This window comes from Streptomyces sp. LUP30, from assembly GCF_001746365.1.
In the GTDB taxonomy this organism is placed as follows: domain Bacteria; phylum Actinomycetota; class Actinomycetes; order Streptomycetales; family Streptomycetaceae; genus Streptomyces.
Window position 1 is genome coordinate 79,125 of record NZ_MJAJ01000002.1, and the last position, 21,872, is coordinate 100,996.

22 protein-coding genes and 1 pseudogene are annotated in these 21,872 nt (G+C 69.1%); 11 read left to right on the forward strand and 12 right to left on the reverse strand.

Going from position 1 to position 21,872, the window contains the following annotated elements:
* Window positions 1–83: 83 nt before the first annotated feature.
* The 5 genes and pseudogenes from BG482_RS46005 to BG482_RS02380 form a co-directional block, all read left to right on the forward strand.
* A pseudogene (locus BG482_RS46005) lies at window positions 84–609 on the forward strand (EamA family transporter); the annotation flags it as partial.
* 7 nt (window positions 610–616) lie between these two features.
* Entirely contained in the window at window positions 617–1,264 is a 648-nt protein-coding gene (locus tag BG482_RS02365) for an FMN-binding negative transcriptional regulator (RefSeq protein ID WP_069767129.1), read from the forward strand.
* Window positions 1,265–1,315: 51 nt separating this feature from the next.
* Complete coding sequence (locus tag BG482_RS02370; RefSeq protein ID WP_069767130.1) at window positions 1,316–2,023, forward strand: B3/4 domain-containing protein; 708 nt, start codon at window positions 1,316–1,318, stop codon at window positions 2,021–2,023.
* Window positions 2,024–2,208: 185 nt separating this feature from the next.
* Window positions 2,209–3,147, forward strand: coding sequence for a nitrilase-related carbon-nitrogen hydrolase (locus tag BG482_RS02375; RefSeq protein ID WP_218108760.1), 939 nt, complete (start codon window positions 2,209–2,211; stop codon window positions 3,145–3,147).
* Between the two features lie 759 nt (window positions 3,148–3,906).
* Window positions 3,907–4,275: a hypothetical protein gene (locus BG482_RS02380; protein WP_069767131.1), complete on the forward strand. Its 369-nt coding sequence runs from the start codon at window positions 3,907–3,909 to the stop codon at window positions 4,273–4,275.
* 199 nt (window positions 4,276–4,474) lie between these two features.
* On the opposite strand, the gene BG482_RS02385 is transcribed toward BG482_RS02380, so the two are convergent.
* The gene (locus tag BG482_RS02385; protein ID WP_069767132.1) at window positions 4,475–4,666 is read right to left on the reverse strand and encodes a hypothetical protein; all 192 of its coding nucleotides are present in this window, start codon (window positions 4,664–4,666) and stop codon (window positions 4,475–4,477) included.
* A gap of 77 nt (window positions 4,667–4,743) precedes the next feature.
* On the reverse strand, window positions 4,744–5,145 hold the full coding sequence (locus BG482_RS02390) for an ATP-binding protein (RefSeq protein ID WP_079141526.1): 402 nt from the start codon (window positions 5,143–5,145) through the stop codon (window positions 4,744–4,746).
* Window positions 5,146–5,368: 223 nt separating this feature from the next.
* On the opposite strand from BG482_RS02390, the gene BG482_RS02395 reads away from it, so the two are divergent.
* The gene (locus BG482_RS02395; protein WP_069767134.1) at window positions 5,369–5,737 is read left to right on the forward strand and encodes an STAS domain-containing protein; all 369 of its coding nucleotides are present in this window, start codon (window positions 5,369–5,371) and stop codon (window positions 5,735–5,737) included.
* A gap of 232 nt (window positions 5,738–5,969) precedes the next feature.
* Here the strand turns inward: BG482_RS02395 and BG482_RS02400 are convergent, their stop codons facing one another.
* The 3 genes from BG482_RS02400 to BG482_RS02410 all read right to left on the reverse strand — a co-directional run bounded on the left by BG482_RS02400 (window position 5,970) and on the right by BG482_RS02410 (window position 7,832).
* Complete coding sequence (locus BG482_RS02400) at window positions 5,970–6,227, reverse strand: hypothetical protein (protein ID WP_069767135.1); 258 nt, start codon at window positions 6,225–6,227, stop codon at window positions 5,970–5,972.
* Between the two features lie 183 nt (window positions 6,228–6,410).
* Window positions 6,411–6,956, reverse strand: coding sequence for an MOSC domain-containing protein (locus BG482_RS02405; RefSeq protein ID WP_069767350.1), 546 nt, complete (start codon window positions 6,954–6,956; stop codon window positions 6,411–6,413).
* A gap of 180 nt (window positions 6,957–7,136) precedes the next feature.
* The gene (locus tag BG482_RS02410; RefSeq protein WP_069767351.1) at window positions 7,137–7,832 is read right to left on the reverse strand and encodes a GAF and ANTAR domain-containing protein; all 696 of its coding nucleotides are present in this window, start codon (window positions 7,830–7,832) and stop codon (window positions 7,137–7,139) included.
* A 1,479-nt stretch (window positions 7,833–9,311) separates the two neighbouring features.
* Between BG482_RS02410 and BG482_RS02415 the strand changes: the two genes are divergently transcribed.
* On the forward strand, window positions 9,312–10,625 hold the full coding sequence (locus BG482_RS02415; RefSeq protein WP_069767136.1) for a YhgE/Pip domain-containing protein: 1,314 nt from the start codon (window positions 9,312–9,314) through the stop codon (window positions 10,623–10,625).
* 456 nt (window positions 10,626–11,081) lie between these two features.
* Complete coding sequence (locus BG482_RS02420; protein WP_069767137.1) at window positions 11,082–11,330, forward strand: hypothetical protein; 249 nt, start codon at window positions 11,082–11,084, stop codon at window positions 11,328–11,330.
* Here the strand turns inward: BG482_RS02420 and BG482_RS02425 are convergent.
* Together BG482_RS02425 and uppS are read right to left on the reverse strand one after the other, a co-directional pair.
* Window positions 11,327–12,787 carry an oxygenase MpaB family protein gene (locus tag BG482_RS02425; protein ID WP_069767138.1) on the reverse strand — a complete coding sequence of 487 codons (1,461 nt, stop codon included), beginning with the start codon at window positions 12,785–12,787 and terminating at the stop codon, window positions 11,327–11,329. The genes BG482_RS02420 and BG482_RS02425 overlap by 4 nt on opposite strands.
* The gene (gene uppS / locus BG482_RS02430; protein WP_256096241.1) at window positions 12,784–13,518 is read right to left on the reverse strand and encodes a polyprenyl diphosphate synthase; all 735 of its coding nucleotides are present in this window, start codon (window positions 13,516–13,518) and stop codon (window positions 12,784–12,786) included. The genes BG482_RS02425 and uppS overlap by 4 nt, the downstream gene beginning before the upstream one ends.
* A 714-nt stretch (window positions 13,519–14,232) precedes the next feature.
* Here uppS and BG482_RS02435 point away from each other — a divergent pair.
* Window positions 14,233–15,516, forward strand: coding sequence for a phosphatase PAP2 family protein (locus tag BG482_RS02435; protein ID WP_069767139.1), 1,284 nt, complete (start codon window positions 14,233–14,235; stop codon window positions 15,514–15,516).
* 169 nt (window positions 15,517–15,685) lie between these two features.
* On the opposite strand, the gene BG482_RS02440 is transcribed toward BG482_RS02435, so the two are convergent.
* From BG482_RS02440 to BG482_RS43360, 4 genes are all read right to left on the reverse strand, one after another.
* Window positions 15,686–16,876, reverse strand: coding sequence for a permease (locus BG482_RS02440; RefSeq protein WP_069767140.1), 1,191 nt, complete (start codon window positions 16,874–16,876; stop codon window positions 15,686–15,688).
* Window positions 16,877–16,996: 120 nt separating this feature from the next.
* Complete coding sequence (locus tag BG482_RS02445; protein ID WP_069767141.1) at window positions 16,997–17,926, reverse strand: hypothetical protein; 930 nt, start codon at window positions 17,924–17,926, stop codon at window positions 16,997–16,999.
* A gap of 104 nt (window positions 17,927–18,030) precedes the next feature.
* Window positions 18,031–18,468 (reverse strand): hypothetical protein, encoded by a 438-nt coding sequence (locus tag BG482_RS02450; protein ID WP_069767142.1) that lies wholly within the window; start codon window positions 18,466–18,468, stop codon window positions 18,031–18,033.
* A 163-nt stretch (window positions 18,469–18,631) separates the two neighbouring features.
* Window positions 18,632–18,928, reverse strand: coding sequence for a hypothetical protein (locus BG482_RS43360; RefSeq protein ID WP_141746532.1), 297 nt, complete (start codon window positions 18,926–18,928; stop codon window positions 18,632–18,634).
* A gap of 159 nt (window positions 18,929–19,087) precedes the next feature.
* On the opposite strand from BG482_RS43360, the gene BG482_RS02455 reads away from it, so the two are divergent.
* Window positions 19,088–19,675, forward strand: a complete 588-nt coding sequence (locus tag BG482_RS02455; protein ID WP_069767143.1) for an ALF repeat-containing protein — start codon at window positions 19,088–19,090, stop codon at window positions 19,673–19,675.
* Between the two features lie 226 nt (window positions 19,676–19,901).
* Window positions 19,902–20,678, forward strand: coding sequence for a hypothetical protein (locus BG482_RS02460; protein WP_069767144.1), 777 nt, complete (start codon window positions 19,902–19,904; stop codon window positions 20,676–20,678).
* Window positions 20,679–20,837: 159 nt separating this feature from the next.
* Here BG482_RS02460 and BG482_RS02465 read toward each other — a convergent pair whose 3' ends face one another.
* Complete coding sequence (locus BG482_RS02465; protein WP_141746533.1) at window positions 20,838–21,251, reverse strand: hypothetical protein; 414 nt, start codon at window positions 21,249–21,251, stop codon at window positions 20,838–20,840.
* Window positions 21,252–21,872: the final 621 nt, after the last annotated feature.

Here is a 21,872-nt window from a genome sequence, read left to right on the forward strand (position 1 = left end):
TGCACCGCACGGTCGTTTGGTTGACGACGGTCGGTCGGTTTGTTGTACGGTGTAGTCGATCCATTGATCGTAAGGAATATACCGTGACCGCTCTGCTGCTAGCTCTGGGCAGCTCCCTGGCCTACGGATGCGCCGATTTCCTCGGCGGCCTCGGCGCCCGAAAAGCCCACGTCCTGCGCACCGTGATGATCGCCGCCCCAGCGTCGCTCACCGTCGAGTTGGTGCTGTGGCCCTTCCTCGGCGCTTCCTTCGCCCCGACCACCTTGGTCTGGGGCGCCGCCTCCGGTGTCGCGTCAGCCGCCGCGTTCGCCCTGCTCTACCGCACGCTCGCGATCGGCCCGATGAACGTCCTGTCTCCGATCACCGCGCTGGTCTCGGCGATGCTGCCGGTCGGCGTGGGGCTGGTGCAGGGCGAAGACCACGCCGTCCGGCAGCGGCGTCGGCCCGTTGATCGTCGGCCGGGCCGTGTCCTCCGCGGTCACGCTGGTCGCGGCCGCGCTGACGTTCCGAAGGCTGGGCCCGGAAAAGCCCGCGTATGCGATGTCAGCGGCAGCCGGCGTGCTGGACTCGGTGGCCAACCTGCTGTCCTGCCTGCCCCCCCCGGAAGGGAGCCCCCATGTTCATCCAGCCCTGGGATGCCGCCCTGGACGACATCGAGTGGCAGACCTGGGTCGCCGACGGACACGACTTCGGCCTCCTCAGCGTCAACGGCCTGCGCGGACATGCGCCGATCGTCGTCCCCACCCACTTCACCGTCGGCAAGAACACCCTGCTGATCCACCTCGCCCGCCCCAACCCCGTCTGGAAGACGATCGAGGTCGACCCGAACGTCACCTTCACTGTCACCAGCGACTACGCCTTCGTCCCCGGCCCATGGCGCGCCAAGCCCGGCACCCCGCTCGTCGACGGAGTCCCCACCAGCTACTACGCGGCCGTCCAGTTCACCTGCCAGGCCGCGATCATCGACGATCCCGAGGACAAAGCCGAGCTGCTGCGCCAGCAGATGGCGCACTTCCAACCTGAAGGCGACCACGCCCTCATCAAGGTCGACCAGCCGCCCTACGGGCGGATGCTGCCCGGCATCCGCGGCCTGCGTCTGGACGTCACCGAGGTCCACGCCAAGTTCAAGTACGACGACCACGAACCCGTCGAGCAGCGCATCGACACCGCCCGTCGGCTCACCGTCCGCGATCAAGGCCTGGACACGCCCGCCGCCGACCAGCAATTGCGGCGTCTGGAGCGCATCGGCGCCTGGAAGAGCTGACCACGCACCGCCTCCCTCGCATCCCGATCACGATCTTGAACGGACTCCCCTGTGACCACCTTCCGCATCAGTCCCGCCGTGGCGGACGCGTTCCCCGACACCCTCATCGCCGTCGTCACCGCCACCGGACTGCACGGCCGCCAACCCTGGCCGGCCACCACCACAGCCCTGGAGACCCTGGAACAGCAACTCGCAGACGGCACCTGGCAGCCCGCCGACGAGACCGACGCGAGGATCGAGGCGTGGCACACCGCCTACCGCTCCTTCGGCACCAACCCCCGCCGTATCCGTCCCAGCGTCGACGCCCTCGGCCGCCGCCTCGCCAAGAAGGGCAGCCTGCCGCGGATCAACCCGGCCGTGGACTCCTACAACGTCATCTCAGTCCGCCACGGCCTGCCCGCCGGCGCCTTCGACCTCGACCACGTCACCGGCGACGTCGAGATCCGCTACGCCGACGGCACCGAGACGTTCACCCCGCTCGGCGAGCCCGACGCCACCGAACACCCCACGCCCGGGGAGATCGTCTACACCGACGCCACCGACATCCTGACCCGCCACTGGAACCACCGCGACGCCCACCGAACCCGCGTCACCGAGAACTCCGCCCACGTCGCCTTCGTCCTCGAAACCCTGCATGCCGGCCGCGACGGACGCCTGCTGAAGACCGCCGCCGCAGAACTGAAGGAGCTGCTCACCCCGCACACCGATCGGACGCAGGTGGTCTTCCTCACCCGGGAACACCCAGATGCCACCCCGTGAGGGCTCCGCGTAGGTGCTGGTCGGCCGCGGGCCGAGGGGAGACGGCGCCGACGGGACTTGGAGCGCGCGAAAGGCGGCCGGGACCTGCGGTTTGCGACTCGAGGCGAACGTATCCCCCGAGGACTCTTGATCGTTCTTGCTGCGAACGCGGTCATCAGGCGACCGCCGAGGACGAAGGAATCACCGTGCTGAAGGAGCCTGTCCGCATCGTCTTCCGCTCCGCTCTTGAGCGGCCGCCCGCTGCGGGACAGGGATTGCGGGTCGGGATCTACCAGGGCCAGGGGCCGGTCGGCAGCGTCGAGGCGGTACGACGCAATCTGGACCGCATGGACGAGGTCGCCAAACTGGCCGCCGGATACGGATGCCATGTGCTGGTCTTTCCGGAGAAGTACACCACCGGTTACGCGATCGGCCTCACGGAATGTCGGGAGCTGGCTGAACACGCCCTGGGACCTTCGGTGGAACGGGCGCGCCTGGCCGCCAAGGAGTGCGGCCTGGCATTGGTTTTGCCCTATCCGGAACGGGACGGCGAACAATTCTTCGACTCGGTCAGCGTGATCGCCGGCGACGGACTGGTACTGGCCAACTACCGCAAGACCCACCTGTACGGGGCCGCCGAGCGCCGTAACTACTCCTTCGGAGACGAGCTGCCGCCCGTGGTGTCTTTGAACGGCATCAGCGTCGGCGTGCTGAACTGCTACGAGTGCGAGTTCCCGCCCCTCTACCAGTCCCTGGCCGAACGCGGCGCGAAAGTCGTCCTCGGCCCGACAGCGGCCGACTTCCACTTCCGTCTCGCCGACGGAACCATGAGCCAGGTCCCCTACCAGGACGCGACACGTCACATCATCCCCGCCATGGCCAGCATCTGGCGTCTCTTCGTCGCCTACGCCAACCGCCGCGGCTGGGAACAGGTCCCCGCCGGATCCTGGCAGTACCGCGGCAACTCCGGGATCTGGGGCCCCGACGGCGAAGCCCTGGTCGCCGCCGGCGCCGAGGACCGCCAGCACGACTGCCTCCTCATCGCCGACTGCCTTCCCGCCACCGTTCCTGCGTTCAGTCCCGAAGGCGACCACACGCGCGACAACCGCCTCGCCCTCTCCCCCGCCCTGCGCCCACCCATCTGACCCATGGTCCGGCGATGGCCGACGCAGGGGCGGTGCGGTTCGGCGCTGGCCGGGCGCCCCAGACGGTGAGTCACGGCCTGGGGCGGCGCCCGGCCGCGATCCGGTCCGGTCCGCCGAGGCGGACCTGTTGGTGGTCGCCGTCTCCGCCAGGCCTCTGGACCAGGGGGCCCCGGCTGACGCGGCAGGAGACGCAGTGCCGCTCAAAGCCTCACGGCCGTACCGCCCCACAGGCGGACGAAAATTCCCAAACACCCCTTACCGGCGCTCCCAATGCACCACCCGAAGCGCGAGCACATGCCGATCCACCCCCGGCGCACACCACAGACAAAGCCGCGAGCGAGTCCCGCAGGACGGCGACCGGATAAGCCTGACGGGCGCAGGCGCTTCATCGCGGTCGGCGGGCCGTCTTCTCTGAAGACGGCCCGGTCGCCCTTGCTGCACAGGGCTGCGGCATCGCCGGTACCCGGGCCGACGGCCGCGGCGACGCCGACAGCCGCCGACTCCGCACGCGCCTACCCGCTCCCACCAGAACGGGCAGGCCCGCGAAACGGGCTCACACACGTCGACGCCCGCCGACGACCATGGCGCAACGGGGGCGTGGGGCGCGCCGATGAGCGGTCGAGGTGTCCGTGTGCCCCTGTTTCCCCATATCCGGGCGTTTGGACCTGGTAAGCGATGGTCCGGGCAGTGTGGGCGGGCAGAGTGGCGGTCGCGATGAGGCCCCGACGACCGGGGCCTCACCGAACGTGAAGGAGCAGGATGCGAGGCTTCAAGACTCTCGGGGCGGGTGCGCTGGCGGTTGCCCTGGTGTCGGGCGTCGGCTGGGCGGCGAACGCATCGGACAGCCAGGCGCCGGCCAAGCCGCATGCAGCCCCTGCGGCTGCAGTGGTCGACGGCTACCAGCTGGTGAAGCTGCCGAACGAGGACGTGGCGAACTTCGAGCGGCGCACGGTGCTCTGCCCGGCCGGGAAGGTGGCCATCGGCGGCGGCGCCGAGGCGCAGGGCGAGGACGCGATCCTCCTCGGATCCTTCCCCACGGACGACGCCCGGGGCTGGATCGGCCTCGGACGCCAGAACGTTCACGACACCGTCGGCATCTCGGTGTACGTGATCTGCGCCAACCGCTGACAGCTTCCGACCCGCGCCCCGTCCCCATCTTCGGGGACGGGGCGCAGTGCTGTGCCGCGTGACGTCGAGCAGCCAGACTTCTCCGCACCGGCACGCCGAGGTCAACTGGCGGCGACGCAGCCCTCCTGGATTCGCGCGAGGCCTGCCGTGTACTGGTGAGGGGCCCGAAGCCGCCGTGCTCGCGGACGGCTCGCTTCGCCTATGCGTCGCGCCTGTGCAGCAGCAGGCTGCCGACCACCAGCGCGACCGCGGCCCACAAGGCGAGCACGCCCAGGCCGGCCCATGGGCCGATGGGCAGCTCGGGCAGATGGACGGTGGCTTGGATCGCGAGCCCGGCGGTCATGGGCGAGATCTGCTGGAGGTGACGTTGCCACTCCGGGTCGTTGACCACACGAGCGACGGCACGAGCCGCTACCGAGACGACCGGCCCGCGGGACGGTGGACGGGCCGAACCTTGCCGATGCGGCGCTAAAGAGGCGGGTCGACCAGCGAAATGCGGGCTGTGATGCGTTTGCCGACCGGCCGGCGTTCGACGACGAGGCTTTCGGCGACGGCCTTGACGATCTCCAGGCCGTGCTGGCCGATCCTGCCCGGATCCACGCCGCGGGCCGCGGGCACGGTGGGCTCGCTGTCCCACACGACGACGTCCACGCTGCCGGCCTGAATCCGCAACTCCATCAGAACGGGGCCGGGGGCGTACTTGCGGGCGTTCGTCACCAGCTCGCTCACCACCAGCTGGGTGAGGTCCCGCACTCGATCGGACACGAGCAGGCGATGGTCGGCACCGGCCTTCTTCAGGAAGGCGGCGGCGTGATGGCGGGCGTCGGCGATACAGCCGTCGTCTCCGCCCAGCGCATAGCCGGCACGCATCACGATATGCCCTGTCTCGCCACAGCCCGCGTCGGTATCAGACACCAACCGCTTCGCCCCCATTCGCCCGCACCCCGCGCCCCCTACCCCCGATACGGCCATCCATGGCACACACACGTTCTTCGGCACCCCACCCGAGCGCATCTGATCGAAAGGGTGGGGCAGAATCGTTCATGAACGCCCCGGCCCCGCGGGGCAAGCCTAGAGTGCAGTCGAGGAGACGGTGACCGAGATCGACAACGCAGAGCGACCGAGTCGGCTCTCCGTCGTGCACAACATGCTCGGTGACGTGCGTGTCGTGACCGTGCAAGGCGAGATCGACCACGACATCAAGGACGCCCTCAGCCAGGCCCTGCTGCCCCAGGACGCCGCGGCGGCGCCGCCGCGGATCGTTGCGGACTTCCGTGGCGTGACCTTCATGGACTCCACCGGAATCAACGTCCTCGTCGCCGCCCACCAGCACGCGAGCGACGCTCAGGGATGGCTGCGCCTCGCCGGCGTCCAGGAGCCCGTCCTCCAGGTTCTGCGAATCGTCGGCCTCGACACCCTCATCGACCTCCACCCCACCGTCGAGCAGGCCCTCGACGCCTGAATCGCCTCAGCCGGCTGCTCGGTGGATCGCGCCGTGAGCGGCACCGCACCGCAGTTTGCAGTTCCTCGCCGAGCGCCTCGGACCGCGCCTGCTGCCCCAGCGCCCACCGGGTCAGGGCGTCCACGGCCGTGTTCAGTTTGATGGTCAGGCGCTGGGACACCTCGCGCAGCACCTCGAACCGCAGACGGTGATGCCTGTGAGCCGTCGGTGACGGGCCGGCAAAGTAAAGGATCTACGAGACGAGCGAGGCGATCGTCGGCACGGTCACCGGCTCCCTGACCCAACCGCGGACGCCGCTGCTCGGCCCGTACGACGCCGAAGACCGCCGCCAGCACGGGGCCGCGCAACGCCCCTCTCCCGAACGGCAGCACGGCGGTGCGGGCTCGTCGGGCCGCTGCCGGGTCAGCGTCGTGGTCGCCACCATGATCTGGAAGTTCACCCCCGAGGCGTGGCGGGCCCGCTCGCGGAGGGCAGGCTCCCTGTCGGCCATGCTCCCGGTGTCGTAGCCTCACCAGGCATCGGCCCCTATTGATCACCGCGAGCGGAGTTGTCGACGGTCAGCATCGCACTGCCCGCTGACACTCCCTGCGATGCACTCGCCATCGCCTACCGGGCCGCACTCCACCTCGCCGGCGTCCTCATCTGGGCACGCCGGTGACCACAGAACAAGAACCTAGACCCGTTCCAGTGGGCGGTGAGGGGGTGGCGGGTGCTCGACCTGGATGGAATCGTCTGGGCGGACGGTCCCTCCACGGCGGACCACCGCCATGACGCCACACTTGAACGTGAACTCGCCGGACAGGGGGTCTATGGCGAAGACCTCCCCGAGCAGCCCCTTGCGGAAGTCGTTGATCTTCGAGCACGGGTTGCGCAGTCCGGTCACCTCAAGCACCGCCTGCTCCCCGAGGTGGAGCAGGGCGCCGGTGGGCAGGCCCAACAGGTCCACCCCGCGCGTGGTGATGTTCTCGCCGAGTTGGCCCGCAGAGACCCTGAAGCCCTTGAGCGCGAGTTCGTCGAAGAGTTCCTCGTGCATCAGGTGGACCTGGCGCAGGTTGGGCAGGTTCGGCTCGTAGGCCATGCGGAACTGGTGGCGGATCGTCTCACCTGCGTGAACGTCTCCTTCCACTCCGAGCCCCGTGAGCAGCCTGACGGAATCGCGATTGGGCTTGCTGAACGAATACCCCTCGTTACGGCTCACTGCGGTCACCTGACCAGGCATCGCGCCGCCCTCCACCCGTCGTCGTTCCGCGGCCGGTCGATTATAGGGGCGGTGCAAGCAGCCTTGTCAGGGAGGCGTGCGGTGGGCGGGACCTCATCGGGCGGATGTGTCAGGTCAGGTCCGGCTCCCGGACGGTCCTGTCACGCCACCGAGCTCCAAAGAGGCAGCTCCTAGCGGAGATCACGATTGATCGGTGCGTTCGTCTCGGACCATCTGGGCGATGTCGCGCAGTTTGACGTTGTGGTGCTGGGAAATTCGGCGCAGCACGTTGAACGCCTCCTCTTCGCTCAGGTGGTGGCGTTCCCTGAGGATCCCCATGGCCTCGCCGATGGCGTGCCGGGACTTCATGGCCTCCTCGAGCTGGTCGACCGCGTGAGCGTCGGCCAGGGCGACTGCGGCGTGGGAGGCCAGCAGCCAACCGGCCGTCTCAATGTCCTTGCCGAACGTCCCTGGTCGGCGGGCGTACAGATTCAGGGCGCCGAAGTCCTGGTCGTGGGTGTACAGCAGTACGCCGGTCATGCTGCCGATCCCCAGCTTGGCGGCAGCGTCGGCGAACCGCGGCCAGGCACGCTGGGGCCGTGTCATGTCCTCGATCCGGAATACGCGCTCCCCGTCCGCGGCCCGGCGGGCGAGATCGAAGCACGGTCCTTCGGCCAGTTCCCCCTGGAGACGGTCGGACTCTTTGACCATGCCTCCGCATGAAGCCAGGGTGACGGACCTTCCCTTGCGCACCGCCAGGATCCCGGCCGCGTCACAGCCGTCGACCAGTCTCACGGCCGACGCGGCGATCTCGTCCAGCGTCCCTTGCACCGAGTCCTGCGCGAGCAGGTTCCGCGCGAGCTCGGCCATAGCCTCGGCGAATTCACGCCACTCCAACTCCACCACCCGCCTCCTTCCGCCGGTTCCGTCGCCCCACCGCAGACCGCACCTGTCCCATCCACGCTACTCGACCGTGGTCACACGGACCGGACCCGCACCACGCGGCGCACGAGACGAACTGCCAGGGGGCAACGGGTCGGTCATCACGACCTGGAAATCGTGATGGCGGTGCCTCAGAGCTTTACGTTCACCGCGAGCGGCGGGCAGGCGGATCAACGCGGCCCTCGTGCTCGCCGGCCGCCCAGACGCCGCCGGCCGCCAGACCATGTGAGGTCCGGCCGGGCTCATCAGCATCTTGACGGGGGGACGTGGCGGGGCCATGGCGGCGACCGTGAAGATCGGTCCGACGCCAAGGCGAAGGTCGACGCCGAGGTGGGACAGGGTGCGCAGGCACATCGAGGGGACACATCAATGACGACGCAGCCGTAGTCGGTGTCCGACGCCAGGCAGTCCGAGCCCCGCGCGACACCGCACCTACCGGGGGCGATAGACAGCGGGACGAGACTATCGCCGAGCTGGAGACGATCGTCCGCTGCGACAATGACCTGCTTGGCGCGACCGCCTCGCAAGACCCCTGGCCGATCCCGGACAACCGCCCCTCTGCTCCTCACGGAGCTCAATCCGATTCGGGCTGCGCGCCCGGCGCCCCCGTCTCATCAGAGGCCAGTCACAGCCTATGAATTTCAGGAATTTGCTCTACCGCTCGAAGATCCCTCACGAATAGGGTTCCGGCTCTACAGCCTCCTGACCCACGTCCACACGTCGCCGGAGCGTGCTGGTGCCGCGGTTGCAGCATCCAGCCGTCCTGACGATATGGGAACGGGTCGGATTGCCCGCCCAGACCGCAAGCCCGGACGTCGGTGGCTGCTCACCCTGCCGCGGCAATCGCTGTGGCCCGGCGTTTGGCGGGCCAAGGCCAGCTGGTGCGCAGTGCCGGGCGGCGATGCATTCTGAGAGGTGGAGTGTCCAGGTCAGTGAGCTTGCTCCGGTCCACCGAGGTCAACGCATTGCACATGAATCAGGGAGTTGGTCATGCCGTCCCCGCACTTCCACGTGAACTCCTCGATGGGCCCGGACGAGGTAATGCGGGTTCTGACGAAGTTCGGTCCGTCGCGCGTCGAAGATCGGCTTCCCCCCTGCCGAATACTTCCAGGGCCACGAGCGGGGTGATGGGCGGACGTGACCGAATCCCCTTCGACGAAGCTGGTCACCGTTACTGCTCGTGATTCGATGCCCCTCGTCCCGGGTGCCTGGCAGTTTCAGGTGACCCCCGCGGAGAAGGGCACCCGTGTCGATGTCAGAGCAGAACGGCATCCCACTGGGGACAAGTCGAAGACGATGTCTTCGGCCCTCCCCTTCGCGGGGCCGGTGCCCCGCAAATCCTTCAAGGCCCCCCTGCACACCACGTAATGGCGCCGCTGATGCACAAGCGGGTGTCATCCCGACAGCGCAGGACCCCGCCCCCATGGGAGTTTCATGACCTCCAAGGATTCCGGGAAGCAGCCTTCACTTGCACGCGCTGTCGTCGTGGTGCGGCACGGAAAGCTCTGGCTGGTACCGACCATCTTGTCCGCACTGGTGGCACTGTGCCTGACGCTGCTCTACATGGGCGGCATCCTCAACCCGAACGGCAACCTGCGTCACCTCCCCATTGCGCTCGTCAACTCTGACCAAGGGCCGCCGCTGCCAGGACAGCAGCAGACCTTAGGCGCGCAGGTGAGCCGGTCGGTCGCTGCGGCAACCCCACCGGACACCGTCGATTGGCGTCAGCTCAGCCTGAGTCAGATGCAGGACCAACTTGCGTCGGGCAAGATCTACGGCGCTCTGGTGATCGGGAGCGACTTCACCAGCTCGGTCGCGGCACTGACAACCACTCAGGCCACCAAGCGGCCTGCCCTGACCGTTCTGACCAACCCAGGGCTGGGCAGCCTGGGCTCCTCCCTCGCCAGCCAGATCACCCAGCGCGCGGCTCATCAGGCGTCTCTGACGATCGGCCGGCAACTGGCGGCCCAGGCTGCCGAGCAGGGAACCAACACCACGAGTCAATCGCTCCTAGGCGACCCCGTCACCGTGACCACCAAGGTGGGCCATCCCATCGGAAGCCACAGCGGCCTCGGCCTGAGCGCCTTCTACTTCACGTTGCTGCTGGTGCTGACCGGATTCGTCGGCGGAAACATCATCAACAACGGCGTCGACGCGGGCCTGGGATACACCGACAACGAGATCGGGCCCTGGCACACCCGACGCCCCACCGTGCCCATCAGCCGCACACAGACACTGCTGCTGAAGATGCTCATGACCGCGGGCATCCTCGTGCTCACCACTAGCCTGCTCATGATCGCCGCAGTCGGGATCCTGGGCATGGACGCCTCGCATCTGCCCCTGCTGTGGATCTTCTCCTACTGCGCGAGCCTGGCCGTGGGCCTGGGAGTGCAGGCCATCAACGCCGCCTTCGGCGGGATCGGCCAAGTTGTCTCCATGTTCGTGTTCATCGCCCTGGCTCTGCCGTCCTCCGGGGCGACCATTCCCCTCCATGCCGTGCCGGGCTTCTATCGCTTCCTGGCGCTGTTCGAACCGATGCGGCAACTGAGCGACGGCATACGGGCCATCCTCTACTTCGATGCCCGAGCCGACGCCGGCTTGACGCGCGGCTGGGTCATGATCGCCATCGGTGGCGCCCTCGCCCTGTTGTTCGGGTTCACCATGGTTCTGTACTACGACCGCAGGGGGCTGCATCGTTTGACCGCGCGCCCCGCAGCCCCGGCGTCCCCCCGCTCGCCGGAGTCGTGATGACCCGCCTACCCCGCTCATCCGGTCCCGCGGGAGGAGGCCGTGCGTCCTGTGTGGGTGGGCGACCAGTTCGGGGACGTGCCGTACAAGGCCGACCACGTCTACCCGCTCTCCTCGCCGCCGCCGACGACTGAGTCGGTGTGCATGACTGCGAAGGAGTCGCCAACACTTCAGGGGGCCATGCCCTGCTTCCTGCGCGGCGGATTCCAGCGTGAGTCATGTTGTGCCGACGCCTCAGGAACGGGACATGTCCGTGCACACCGGCCCCGGCTGCGTCCGCTCGAGGACCCCGCGGTCCGGGCCCGCTTCGACGTTGAGGCGAACGGCTCGTAGCCCTCCCCCGAAGGGCCCTGCCACTCCCCTGCTCGCTACGGCCAGCCACCACACACCCCGGGGGCGAGGACCGTGGCGTCCCTCCTCGAAAGGAACCGTGATGACTCGCCAGCCGATACGCAGGTGCCCGAGGAGGTCGTCCAGGCTTGGCGCGCCCACGCGCGGGCAACGGTCGCGGGCGGCATCGAGGCGCTCGGGATTCCGCTGGACGCAGGCTCGCCCGCTCGGACGGTAACCGGCCGCACCCTGCTGCTCGCCGCCCACAGTGAGCAGGCCACCGCCGAGCAGCTGAGCGTGGACGGGTTCGAGGTGGCCGCCCCCGAGGTCACCGACATATCCGACCGGAAGGTCCACCATGCACACGTTCGTTAGGCGTCGGCGAGAAGCGGATCGTATGGCGAGTTACTGCGGCGGCCTGACATGAAGGAAAGGAAGTCGCCCACGAACGCGCTGCGGTCATAGGCGCCGCCGGCAGTGGTGAGGTCGCGGTGGAAGGCAGTGCGGAAGAGCGCTCGGTGTTCGTCCGCGTCGATGGTTCCGCTGTTGTCCTTGTCGGTGGCGTCGAAGAGCACCTCGGCCACGCGGATGAGCGCGGGACCGGCGAGGGAGGGCACGGCGGCCGCGTACTCGTCCGCGCTGACACGGCCGTCGCCGTCGGTGTCGAGGGCGGCCTGGAGTTCGCGCCACCAGGCGGCGAAGGCGTCGTAGAGACGGCTCTCTTCGGGTTCGTCCAGGTCAAGGCGGGTGGCCAGTTCACGGGCCATCGCGGCGAGGTCGGGCCAGTCGAGGTGGCCGTCGCCGGTCTGGTCCAGCACCTGGCGGAAGAACTCATCCGCCGAGCGCCGGCCCTCTTCCGATGCCGCAGAGACGGTCGGGACCGGGTCGGGCATGGCGACACCGCTCAGTGGGGTGAGGAGGCGGAGCAGAGCCGATGCCTGCTTCATACGAGCGCGCAACGCGGTCACGGTTCGGGCGCGGGGGTCGCCGCTGTCGGGCGGGAGGGAGAGGGTCTCGATGATGGTTTCGACATTGATCCAGCCCTCCGGGAGGAAACGGGTGAGCCCGGCGGCGAGGTAAGCGCCCTGCATGAGGGTCGGGGCGCCGGGCATCTTGGGCAGGCCGGCCTTGCGCCGGTAGGGCTCGGGGAGCGAGGCGACGGTGATCGCGCCGAGGAGCGGACCGACGACAGCCCGGCCGGCCGCCCACAGTGTCGGCGCGCCGTCGAGCAGTGCCGGGGCGGGCAGGTGGTCGAAGAGCCGGTAGAGAATGATGCGGGCTGCCTCGGTGTTCTCCAGTTCGTCCTCGACGACCCTGTCGAAGTACCGCCAGAAGTCGTTCAGGTCCTCGGGGAGTTCCCCGGCGTCGCCGTCGAGCGCGGCGAGGAACCCGCGGTACTTGGCGTACATGCCCTCCATGGTGTTCTGGTCGAGTGGCTGACCGCTCAGTCGGCACATGGTGACGGCGCTATCGTAGAGGGTCGCGATCACCCAGGCGCGGGTCGCCCGGTCCCTGGCGTCGTAGGCGCGGCCGCGGGAGTCGGAGCCGCTCAGGCGGGCGTGCAGCCTGTTGAGACGGGCGGCCTCCCGCTCGCGTACCGCTGGGTCGGCGTCGAACATACGCCGCATGCTGAGGAAGGTGTTGCGCAGCCGACGCCATGGGTGGGCAACGAACGTGGAGTTGTCGGCGAGGGCGGCGCCGATCTGTGGGTGTGCGGCCTCCAGCACGGTGGCGCGGATTACGGCCAGCGCCCACCGCGGGTCGTCGAAGAAGGCGCTGAACTGCGGCTCCGCACCGAAAAGAGGGGCCGATTTCGTGGTCCCAGTCGTCATGACGGGTCTCCGTTCGTCTGGGGCGGCACGCCGCCGAAGCGGCGGTCACGGCGCCGGTAGGTGCGCAGACAGGTCAGGAAGTCAGGGGCCCGGAAGTCCGGCCAGAGCGCCTCGGGGAAGACCCATTCGGCATAGGCGACTTGCCAGAGCATGAAGTTGGAAATGCGCTGCTCGCCGGAGGTGCGGATGACGAGATCGACGTCGGGGGTGTCGGGGAACGGCAGGTGGTCCGCGAAGAGCCGTTCGGTGACATCGTCGGCGGACGTGCCGTTACGGATCAGCGACTTGGCGGCCTCGACGATGTCCCGGCGTCCGCCGTGGTCGAAGGCGACGGTGAGCGTCATTCCCCGGTTGTCGGCGGTCAGCGTCGCCAGATCGTCGAGGTCCTGGGTCAGTTCACGGGGGATGCGTGGGTCTGCGGCCCCGAGGAAACGGCAGCGGATGCCGCGGGCGAGCAGCAGTGGCGCGTGCTTGCGCACCACCTGGCGCACCAGGCTCATCAGGTAGTCGACCTCGGTGCGGGGACGGTTCCAGTTCTCGGTGGAGAAGGCATACAGACTCAGCCACTGCACCCCAGCCGTCCGGGCAGCCTCGATGATGTCGATGACGGTGGTCTCCGCGGCCCGGTGGCCCGCCGTCCGGGGAAGCGAACGCTTCTGCGCCCAACGACCGTTTCCGTCCATCACGCAGGCCACGTGCCGCGGCACCACACGCGCCGGGGTGTCGTCCAGCCGCTGCTCGCGGCCACGCTGTGGCCCGACCGGCCGTGGGTCCGCCGGTTCCGCGCGTGCATAGTGGACGCCGTCGTCCGTCGCACCCAGCCTCGTATCACCCGGAACGGCACAGTCGGCGTTACCGCGCTCCGTCACACCCACCCCGTCTCGAAGCAGCCCTCAACGGGGCATTTCCTGCGAGAAGTCTGGCGGCACGGAAGGGGCCTGACCGGCCGAACGAGGGGACCGTCACCCGTGGCGCATACGCCCGATTTCCGTAGGCGTCGGCGGCGGCCGATGGGATCGGCGCCTTGAGGCTGAGGGACACCACAGCGGCCGGCCACCCGGCGCCTCGCCGATGGAACCCACGAAACCCGGGTTCCGCGCGTGGGCGCCCCTCCGACCAGAATCACGATCCCGCCACGACCGGCCTGCAAGAAGTCCGCCGGCAGGGCGATGGCTGCCGGTCCGGTGTCAGGCCGTCCCCGGGCGGCAGCCGCCCCCGTCGGTGGAGGCGTGTTGCTACGACCCTGACCGCGGACAGCGCGGGTGAGGCTTGCATTCGACATACCGGCGATCGGCGAAGCCGTCCACTCCGCTAACATATTCGAGCTCACGACAATTATATTGAAATATAACAAATCGGCTGAAGACTTGATATCTACGATAATGCGAGGTTTCTCGCGAATAGGCGCCGCCCTTCGGGCGGTTCCATGGCGGCAACCACGCTGCATGCTGCGGGCCGCCGTGACCGTGGTGGGCCTCGGATTCCTCATCGCACTGGAGATCGCCTCGCGTCGATACGGCGAACGGGGGCCGATCACCGACCAGGCGCGAGAGGTGATCTTCGCCCCCAGATCGGGGACCGTGCTGTACGCCAGCATGGCGTTGATGATGGTGGTGCTCACCTGGCGCCAGCGGTTCATCGCGCTCGGCGCGGCGGTCGGCATCGACGTCATCTTCTGGCTCGTGCGACGGGCTGTCGGCGCCGAGATGATGTTCGGCAACGGCGCATTGTGGGTGACGTTGGCCTGCGGTGTCATCGCCGTCACGCGCCGAACCGGCCGGGACCGTGCCTTGCTGCTCAAGGGCGTGGGACTGGCCCTGCTCCTGGTGACCGGCCGCAAGAGCGGCTACACCTGGCTGCTGATCACGTCGAAGACCCGCCCGACGGTATTGGACCAGTACGTGGCCACCGCCGATCACGCCTTGGGTAACCCGTCGTGGGTGGCGGGCCGGATCGTCGCGGCCACCGGCACGGTCGGCGACCACATTCTCGAATGGGTCTACATCCAGCTCCCGGTGGCGGCGGTCGCGGTGGCGCTTTACCAACTGCGCCATGTAGCGGTCGAGCGCCGCTTCCCGGGCCACCATCTGGTGCGCACCTTCCTGGTCATCGGTCTGCTGGGACCCGCGATCTACATGATCTTCCCTGTGGTCGGACCCATTTTCGCCTTCGGCGCCGACGGAGGCCATTGGGCCGCGGCCAATTTGTGGCCCAACACGCCGCCGCCGGTCGGCACTCCGCAACCGATGCGTTTCGACGAGATCACCCCGCGCAACTGCATGCCCAGTCTGCACATCGCATGGGCCACCGCGATCTTCATCCATGCCCTCAAGGGCCCGTGGGTGTTGCGGTTCGCAGGCGCGTTCTGGCTCATCGCCACGCTGGGCGCAACCCTGGGCTTCGGCTACCACTACGGCGCGGACATCATCGCCGGTGTGGTGTTCACCCTCACCATCGACATGGCGCTGCGCTCGCTCGACCGCGGCTGGAATCGGTCGGCCAAGCAGTTCGTCGTCTACGGCGCGGCGGTCTTCAGCGCCCTCTTGGCGTCCTACCGCTATCTGTCGACGGACATGGCCGCCCATCCGTGGGTCTTCGGCCCGCTGCTCATGCTGGCACTGGCCTCAACGGTCTACGGCTATGCACGGATCACCTGGCTGTCCGAGCTGAGGGCCGTCCCGGCCCATGTGCCAGAACCGCGACGCGACCCGCAGCCCGAGCCGGTCTGATCCGATGTGGGACCGGAGGAGCGACACAGGGCGTCTCAGTCGGGCTCCGGCCAGGCAGTGGGGGCGGTCGGCTGTGTCTCGTCGCCAGCTACTCCAGCATGTCGATAGCGGTTCACGGTTCGGACCGTGGGGAGAGCTGGCCCTCCACCCGCGGGTGGAGGCCCGCGCTTCAGTGATGGTGCCCGCCGTGCGTGTCCCCGGTTGGGTGCCCGTGCTGCACGTGGCCGGTGTCGGGTGAGCCGCCCATCATGCTGAGCATGGACAGGCCGCCGGTGCGCCAGAAGCGCACCAGGAGCACCGCGGCCAGGAGGAGGAAGACGATGTTTAGCCAGGTGGTGTAGTTCCAGCTCACGCCCTCCATGGGGATCTTCGCGTCGGCCTGGTCGGGGATCAGGCCGAGCCCTCCGAAGGCGAGTTCGACGATGTACCCGGCGATGACCATCGCGAGGTAGAAGGTGCCGAGCAGGAAGGCGGCCGTCTTGGCGCCGTAGTACTTCCGGTAGATGTTGAGGATCGGCAGGATCAGCAGGTCGGCGAAGATGAACGCCACGACGCCGCCGAAGCTGATGCCGCCCTTCCACAGCACCACCGCCAGCGGCACGTTGCCGATGGAGCACACGAACGAGGCGATCGCCACCAGCGGGCCGACGATCGGGCCCCACAGCTTGGCGGCGAGCGGGTGGCCGTCGAAGAAGAAGGTGCGCCAGAAGGAATCGGGAACCCAGGCGGCGATGGCGCCGGCGATGAGCAGGCCGACGACCAGGTCACGCAGGATCGCCGCCCACTCCATGACGAAGACGTGCGAGGTCGAGGTGAAACCCTCGCGGGAGAACAGGCGTCGGACGAAGGAGCCCTCGCCTGCTACGGACATGTCCATCGCGGCGTGGCCCTCCATCGACCCGGCCAGCCCGTGTTCAGCCTGCTCGCGTGCGGTGCGCAGGAGTTTGTCACGCAGGAAGATCCGGAACAGCAGCGCCAGCACGATGATCATGATCGGGCCGCCGACGAATTCGGCGGCGGTGAACTGCCAGCCCATCAGCAGGGCCAGGATCACGCCGAGCTCGACGACCAGGTTGGTGGAGGCGATCTCGAAGGCCATAGCGGCGGTGAAGTTCGCGCCCTTGCGGAACAGCGAGCGGGCCAGCGCGACCGCCGCGTACGAGCAGGACGAGGACGCCGCGCCCAGGCCGGCGGCGATCGCGAGCGTGCGGGGCCGGTCATCGCCCAGGAGCGAGACCACGGTGGACTTGCGGATCACGGCCTGAACGACCGCGGACAGGGCGAAGCCCAGAATCAGGGCCCAGGTGATCTCCCAGGTCATCGACCCGGCAATCGACAGTGCGTGCAGTACGGCATCCATCTGTGAAGCCTTCCTCCGGCAGGACGGGGCCCGCCACCCACGGACACGCTTCCTCTTTGGTTGCGCGTCGGTCGGGACGGGGTGCGGGGCACCGCCGTGTCGGCGGCGCCCCGCCGGGGTTCAGCCGACGCGCAGGGTCAGGGCTGCGGTGTGGAGCTTGCCACCGGTCTGGAACTGCAGGAACAGCCGCCAGTTGCCGGAGGTGGGCAGCTCGGCGTGGAAGGACAGGTCCGGGCCGCCGTGGTCGCCGGTCACCTCGGTGGTCGGGTGGAGGTGGGCGAACGCGGCGTCGCCTTCGTGGAAGGCGGTCAGGTGGGCGTAGGTGTCCAGGTAGGGCTCAAGGTCGGTGACGGGCTTTCCGTCTTCGACGATCGAGGCGGTCAGCGGATGTGCCATGCCTGCCATGGGGTCGCCCTTGACGGTGACGGTGTACCCGTCGACCTGCGTGCTGGTGGCCGGTGCGGGCAGCGGAGCCTTCACCGCGTCACCGGGCACCGTGACGGTGCGCGAGAGCACGAAGTCCGTGCCCTTGCCCTTGCCGGTGTTCGGGGTGAAGGAGGCGAACATGTGCCAGGAGCCCGGAGCGAGGGAGGACAGGGGCGCACTCCAGGTGCCGTCGGCGGCCATGGTCGGGTGGACGTGCTGGAATCCGGTCAGGTCGGAGCGGATCGCGTAGAAGTGCATCCGCTTGGTCTGGTCGAGGGCGAAATCGGTGACCGGCTTGTCGTCCGGGCCAGTCACCGTGAACCGGTACGCGGCCTGTTTGCCGGACGGCAGCGTGGTGTCCTTCGAGGTGAGGCGGTAGGCGTCCTGGCTGTCGGACAGGCCGTTGCCGGAGGCCATGTGGTCCATGGCCATGCCGGGCATGTCGCCCATCGAAGGCGACGCGCTGGACGAGGACGGTGCGGAGGACTTGCCGCCGTGGTCCATGCCCGGCATGGACGAGGAGTCGTCGGAGGAGCCGCAGGCGGCCAGGGTCAGTGCGAGAGCCGTTACGGCGCCGGCCGCGGCGATCGCGCGGCGGCGCGCGATGAGACGGGAAGAGGTCATCGGAGCTGGGATCTTTCCGGGTGGGCGCACCACACCGGTGGCGCGCGGAGAGGGCAGGGCACGGTGCCGGTCCCGGCCGGTGGCCGGGCCTCGGCGGGTGCCTGTCACGTCCGCGCGATGCACGCCTGAAGCAGATGATCTCGTCCGCCGGCCGGAGGCCCGCGCAGACCGCTCCCGCCCACGGCCCGCAGCCGGGCCGGCGTCCATACGGCCGCAACCGTGACGCCGGCCACGGCAAGGAGGCCGGGCGTCGGCAAGGGGATCCGCTCGTGGGACGGGGTCGCCACACACAGCACCCCGGACATCCCGGCACCCCCGGCGGCCCGGAGGGCCGGGCCCGGCTGATGCGTGGCGGGCGCGTGAGCCGTGGTCATCGGGGAGGCATGGTGGCCGGCGGGCATCGACGCGGGTGCGGGCATGGAGCCGTGGCAGCCCTCGGCGGCACTCGCCGGGGAGCCGTGCATGAGGAACAGGCCGAAGAGCACCGCGCACACGGCCAGCAGCCGGGCGATGTCCCGCCTGCCCGCATGTCCGCTGCCCACGTGCCGTCCCCTTCCTTCCTGGCTTTTCCGCGCGCCGCCGCGGTCGCCCAGTTCACCATACCGGTGCGGGGTATCCACCGCTCGGGTGCATCGAGTCGCAACCGACGACCTGGCGGGCAAGTCAGCAGCGAGTGGCGGCAGCCGGGGGGCCTGCGGTCACCCGTCAGGATCGCGTCTTGAGCCGTACGTTACGCGTCGTCAACTCCGCCTGGTCCAGGCCGAATCGCATGTACCGCAAGAAGGCATCCGCTGCCGGTACCACCGCCAGTTCCTCGTCCAGCACCGTCCGGTAAGCGGCACCCGAAGGCAGCCGCACCCGAAAGGCTCGCAAGGGTTTCTCCACTCCGTCTGCAACGTGTCGCAAATGATCACGACAGCTCCAGAGAGGCCAGCTGGTGGGGAGCTGGCGGAGGGTGTCCTTTTCCGCGGCGGCATAACCGGTCAAGCCGTGCAGCAGCACGACCGGCTCCCCCGGCCCGCACCGGTTCCGGCAGACAAGCCGAACCAGGACCGCAGCGCCGCGACTGCCACTGTCAGACCCAGGTGGCACCATCACCGTAGTGAACGCCCTGAGGCGTCCTCAACTCACCTCCGCAACAAACGAAGAGGAGCATTCCCCTTGCGACTGCATCGCTTAGCGCCCGTCATTGCCGCGGGCATCCTCGCCCCGGCCCTCCTGCTCGCCACCCCGTCCTTCGCCGCCACAGCGGCACCGACCGCAGTGACAGTTCCCGCGGCGTCCTCGCCCGCCGACGAGCCGGACGCCGACGACCTGAGGGTGGCCATATTCCGGATACTCGCCGACCCGGACAGCGGCCGGCGTGTGACACGAGAAGCCAACGCCCTCCTGGACGCCAACGACCCCGACGCGATGCGCGCCTGGCTGAAGACCGGCTACCGCATCGCCCAAGCCGAGGACGACCGGGTCGCCATCACGCGCCTGCTCGCCGACCCCGACAGCGGTCGGCGCGTCATCGCCGAGGTCAACGCCCTCCTGGACACCAACGACCCCGACGCGATGCGCGCTTGGCTGGAGACCGGCTACCGCATCGCCCAGGCCGAGGACGACCGCGTCGCCATCGCCCGCATCCTCGCCGACCCGTCCATCAGCCCGGCCCTGCGCGCGGCGGCCAACGCCGCCCTCGACGACAACACACCCGAAGCACTGCGCCACTTCCTGGAAGTCGGCAGGCACCAGGTCGCCTGACCGGCACGGCGCCGCACCACAGCGCCTCGCCCGGGTGGCACCCCCTGCCACACGCCCGGTCGCCGGAACGCCGAGAATCCGGGCGGGGTCGCCTGCACCTCCGTGTGCTGGCGGCCCCGCCCGGCAGGCCCGTGCCGGCTCGGCACCCTCCACAGAGCCCTGTGCTCTCGCCGCCCAGTGCAGCATGGGCCACTGACACCTCCGACAGCAGAAAGCCCACTCTTCGATGACCACACAACTCCTACGCACCGAGCGCAGCGGTCCGCAGACCGCTTCCGACGTGACCGACCTGCCATTCAAACCTCAGCTCGTCAAAGCGGTGTTCCGGGACGTGGCCTCGCTGCACGTCTCCCGGCCGGCCGCGTGGGCCGCCGCGTCGGTGACGCGGACCGTGCTGACGGAGATCATCGACGGCGCGAGAAGCGTGGCGGGCGAGCATGCCAGGACGAGGCTGACTCCCAGGGACCTCATCTCGGCGATCGACCGGAACGTCGAGGTGGAGGTGGGAACGGCGTGGTACCTGCACAGCCCGACCTTCCACGGCCTGATGGGCGAGGTGCGCAACGCCGATGGTGCGCTCGTGTCTCTTCGTGAGCGCCGCGGGACGCGTACACCGGGTGGTGTGGCCGGCGCCCACCGGTTCGAGGCCGGAGTGAGAAGGCTACTGGGGAGCCGGGGGGTGAGGGCGGTCCCGGCGATGGTCCGCGACCTGGACGGAATCGCGAGCGTGTTCCTGACGGCCCTGGCCCGGGACGCGACCAAGGTCGCCCGCGAGGGCGGGGTCAAGCGGTTCGGATCGGTCAGTCTGGTGGCGCCGGGCGAGCCACCCCCGGCCCCGCTGCTCAAGGACCCCCTCCTCGCGCTGTCGACCCGCCGCGCGGACGGGCGGACTGTTGGCGGGGACGACGTCCTGGCCGCCGTCACGATGCAGCTGTTCGGCGATCTCAGACAACGCGCCATCACCGAGGCAGCCGAGATGACACGGACCACGTCGGCCAACTGATCGGGCCCGCCCTGCGCTCTGCCCTCTGCGCAGGTTCCCACCTGTGCACGGCTCCCGGAATCTGCCGCCCGCATTCGGCTCCGGTCGGCTCGCGAGAACAGGCTCGTCGCATGGGCGCGGACCGCTGGCCGCAGGCACCCCACGGGGAAAGTCTTCCGGTCAGCGCAACCGGGCTCCGGCCGCCGCCAGTCGGGTGTACCAGTCGCGCATCCGTGCAGCTGCGCCACCGTTGAGCAACTGGTCCACTGCGCTGCCGGCCGCGCCTGGCGGGGGTGAGTTGTGTCCAGCGTCCTCCAGAGCTTGCTGCTGGTCGGTGCTCGGTGCAGGGGACAGGGAGGCGCCGCGGCCGACGAGGGCGTAGCGCCGTCCGTCGACGGTCAGCACGAGGGTGCCGAGCCGGGTGAGGCGGCCGGTGACGGCGCGGGGGTCGGCTTGTACGACGGTGCCGAGGGAGCGGTCCCGCACGTGCAGGCTGTCAGGGCGCAGGGTGACCAGGACGGGCTCACAGCGGACGCCGTTCCACACGCTGCGCCTCCAGTGGACGATTGCCGAGTGTCCGGTGTCTGTGCTCATGCCACCGATCATGACATGTTGTGAGTGAGCCATGGGCTTCAGGGAGTTCGGCCCTTCTGGACTGGCGTCTTGGCTTTTGCTGGGGTTCTGAACCGGGCAACGGTCGCGTCTGAGAAGCCGGTCGCGGTGTTCTCGTAGCGGGCCGCGATGCCTCGCCCCTGCTTCAGGCGGTTGACGCATCGCTCGACGGTGTTGCGCTGCTTGTACGTCTCGCGGTCGAAGGCTGATGGCCTGCCACCCCGGCTTCCCCGTCGCTGCCGGTGGCCTCGCTGGTCCGCCGGGACCGGGATCACCGCCTGGATGCCGCGCGAAGCACGCGCAGATCTGCTGTCGATCGCAAGTGCCTGGACACTCCGTGGTGCGTCACGCCATGCGGCGGCCTGCACCGCACGGCTGTGGGGCCGCAGCGTCGTTGGACACGGTGCACCCCCGAACCGGGCCCCCCGGGGACGTCATGGCAGATCCCTCCGGGGCTCGTGACCTCTCCGGCCCCAGGTCGAACCCTTTCCGGCCGTCGGCCGGGCCTGGACCATGCACGCCCGTCCGGACGAGCTGCCCCTGTCACCGGCCGCTGCGCCGACCCGAGTGGTGGAACCCGACACCGTCGCAAACCGGTCCGGC

Bases quoted from the DNA above. Each gene is read 5' to 3' on its own strand.
- BG482_RS02365 (WP_069767129.1), top strand. From the start codon at position 617: ATGTTCATCCAGCCCTGGGATGCCGCCCTGGACGACATCGAGTGGCAG.
- BG482_RS02380 (WP_069767131.1), top strand. From the start codon at position 3,907: ATGCGAGGCTTCAAGACTCTCGGGGCGGGTGCGCTGGCGGTTGCCCTG.
- BG482_RS02390 (WP_079141526.1), bottom strand. From the start codon at position 5,145: ATGCGTGCCGGCTATGCGCTGGGCGGAGACGACGGCTGTATCGCCGAC.
- BG482_RS02400 (WP_069767135.1), bottom strand. From the start codon at position 6,227: ATGGCCGACAGGGAGCCTGCCCTCCGCGAGCGGGCCCGCCACGCCTCG.
- BG482_RS02405 (WP_069767350.1), bottom strand. From the start codon at position 6,956: ATGCCTGGTCAGGTGACCGCAGTGAGCCGTAACGAGGGGTATTCGTTC.
- BG482_RS02415 (WP_069767136.1), top strand. From the start codon at position 9,312: ATGACCTCCAAGGATTCCGGGAAGCAGCCTTCACTTGCACGCGCTGTC.
- BG482_RS02425 (WP_069767138.1), bottom strand. From the start codon at position 12,787: ATGACGACTGGGACCACGAAATCGGCCCCTCTTTTCGGTGCGGAGCCG.
- BG482_RS02435 (WP_069767139.1), top strand. From the start codon at position 14,233: ATGCTGCGGGCCGCCGTGACCGTGGTGGGCCTCGGATTCCTCATCGCA.
- BG482_RS02440 (WP_069767140.1), bottom strand. From the start codon at position 16,876: ATGGATGCCGTACTGCACGCACTGTCGATTGCCGGGTCGATGACCTGG.
- BG482_RS02445 (WP_069767141.1), bottom strand. From the start codon at position 17,926: ATGACCTCTTCCCGTCTCATCGCGCGCCGCCGCGCGATCGCCGCGGCC.
- BG482_RS02460 (WP_069767144.1), top strand. From the start codon at position 19,902: ATGACCACACAACTCCTACGCACCGAGCGCAGCGGTCCGCAGACCGCT.
- BG482_RS02465 (WP_141746533.1), bottom strand. From the start codon at position 21,251: ATGAGCACAGACACCGGACACTCGGCAATCGTCCACTGGAGGCGCAGC.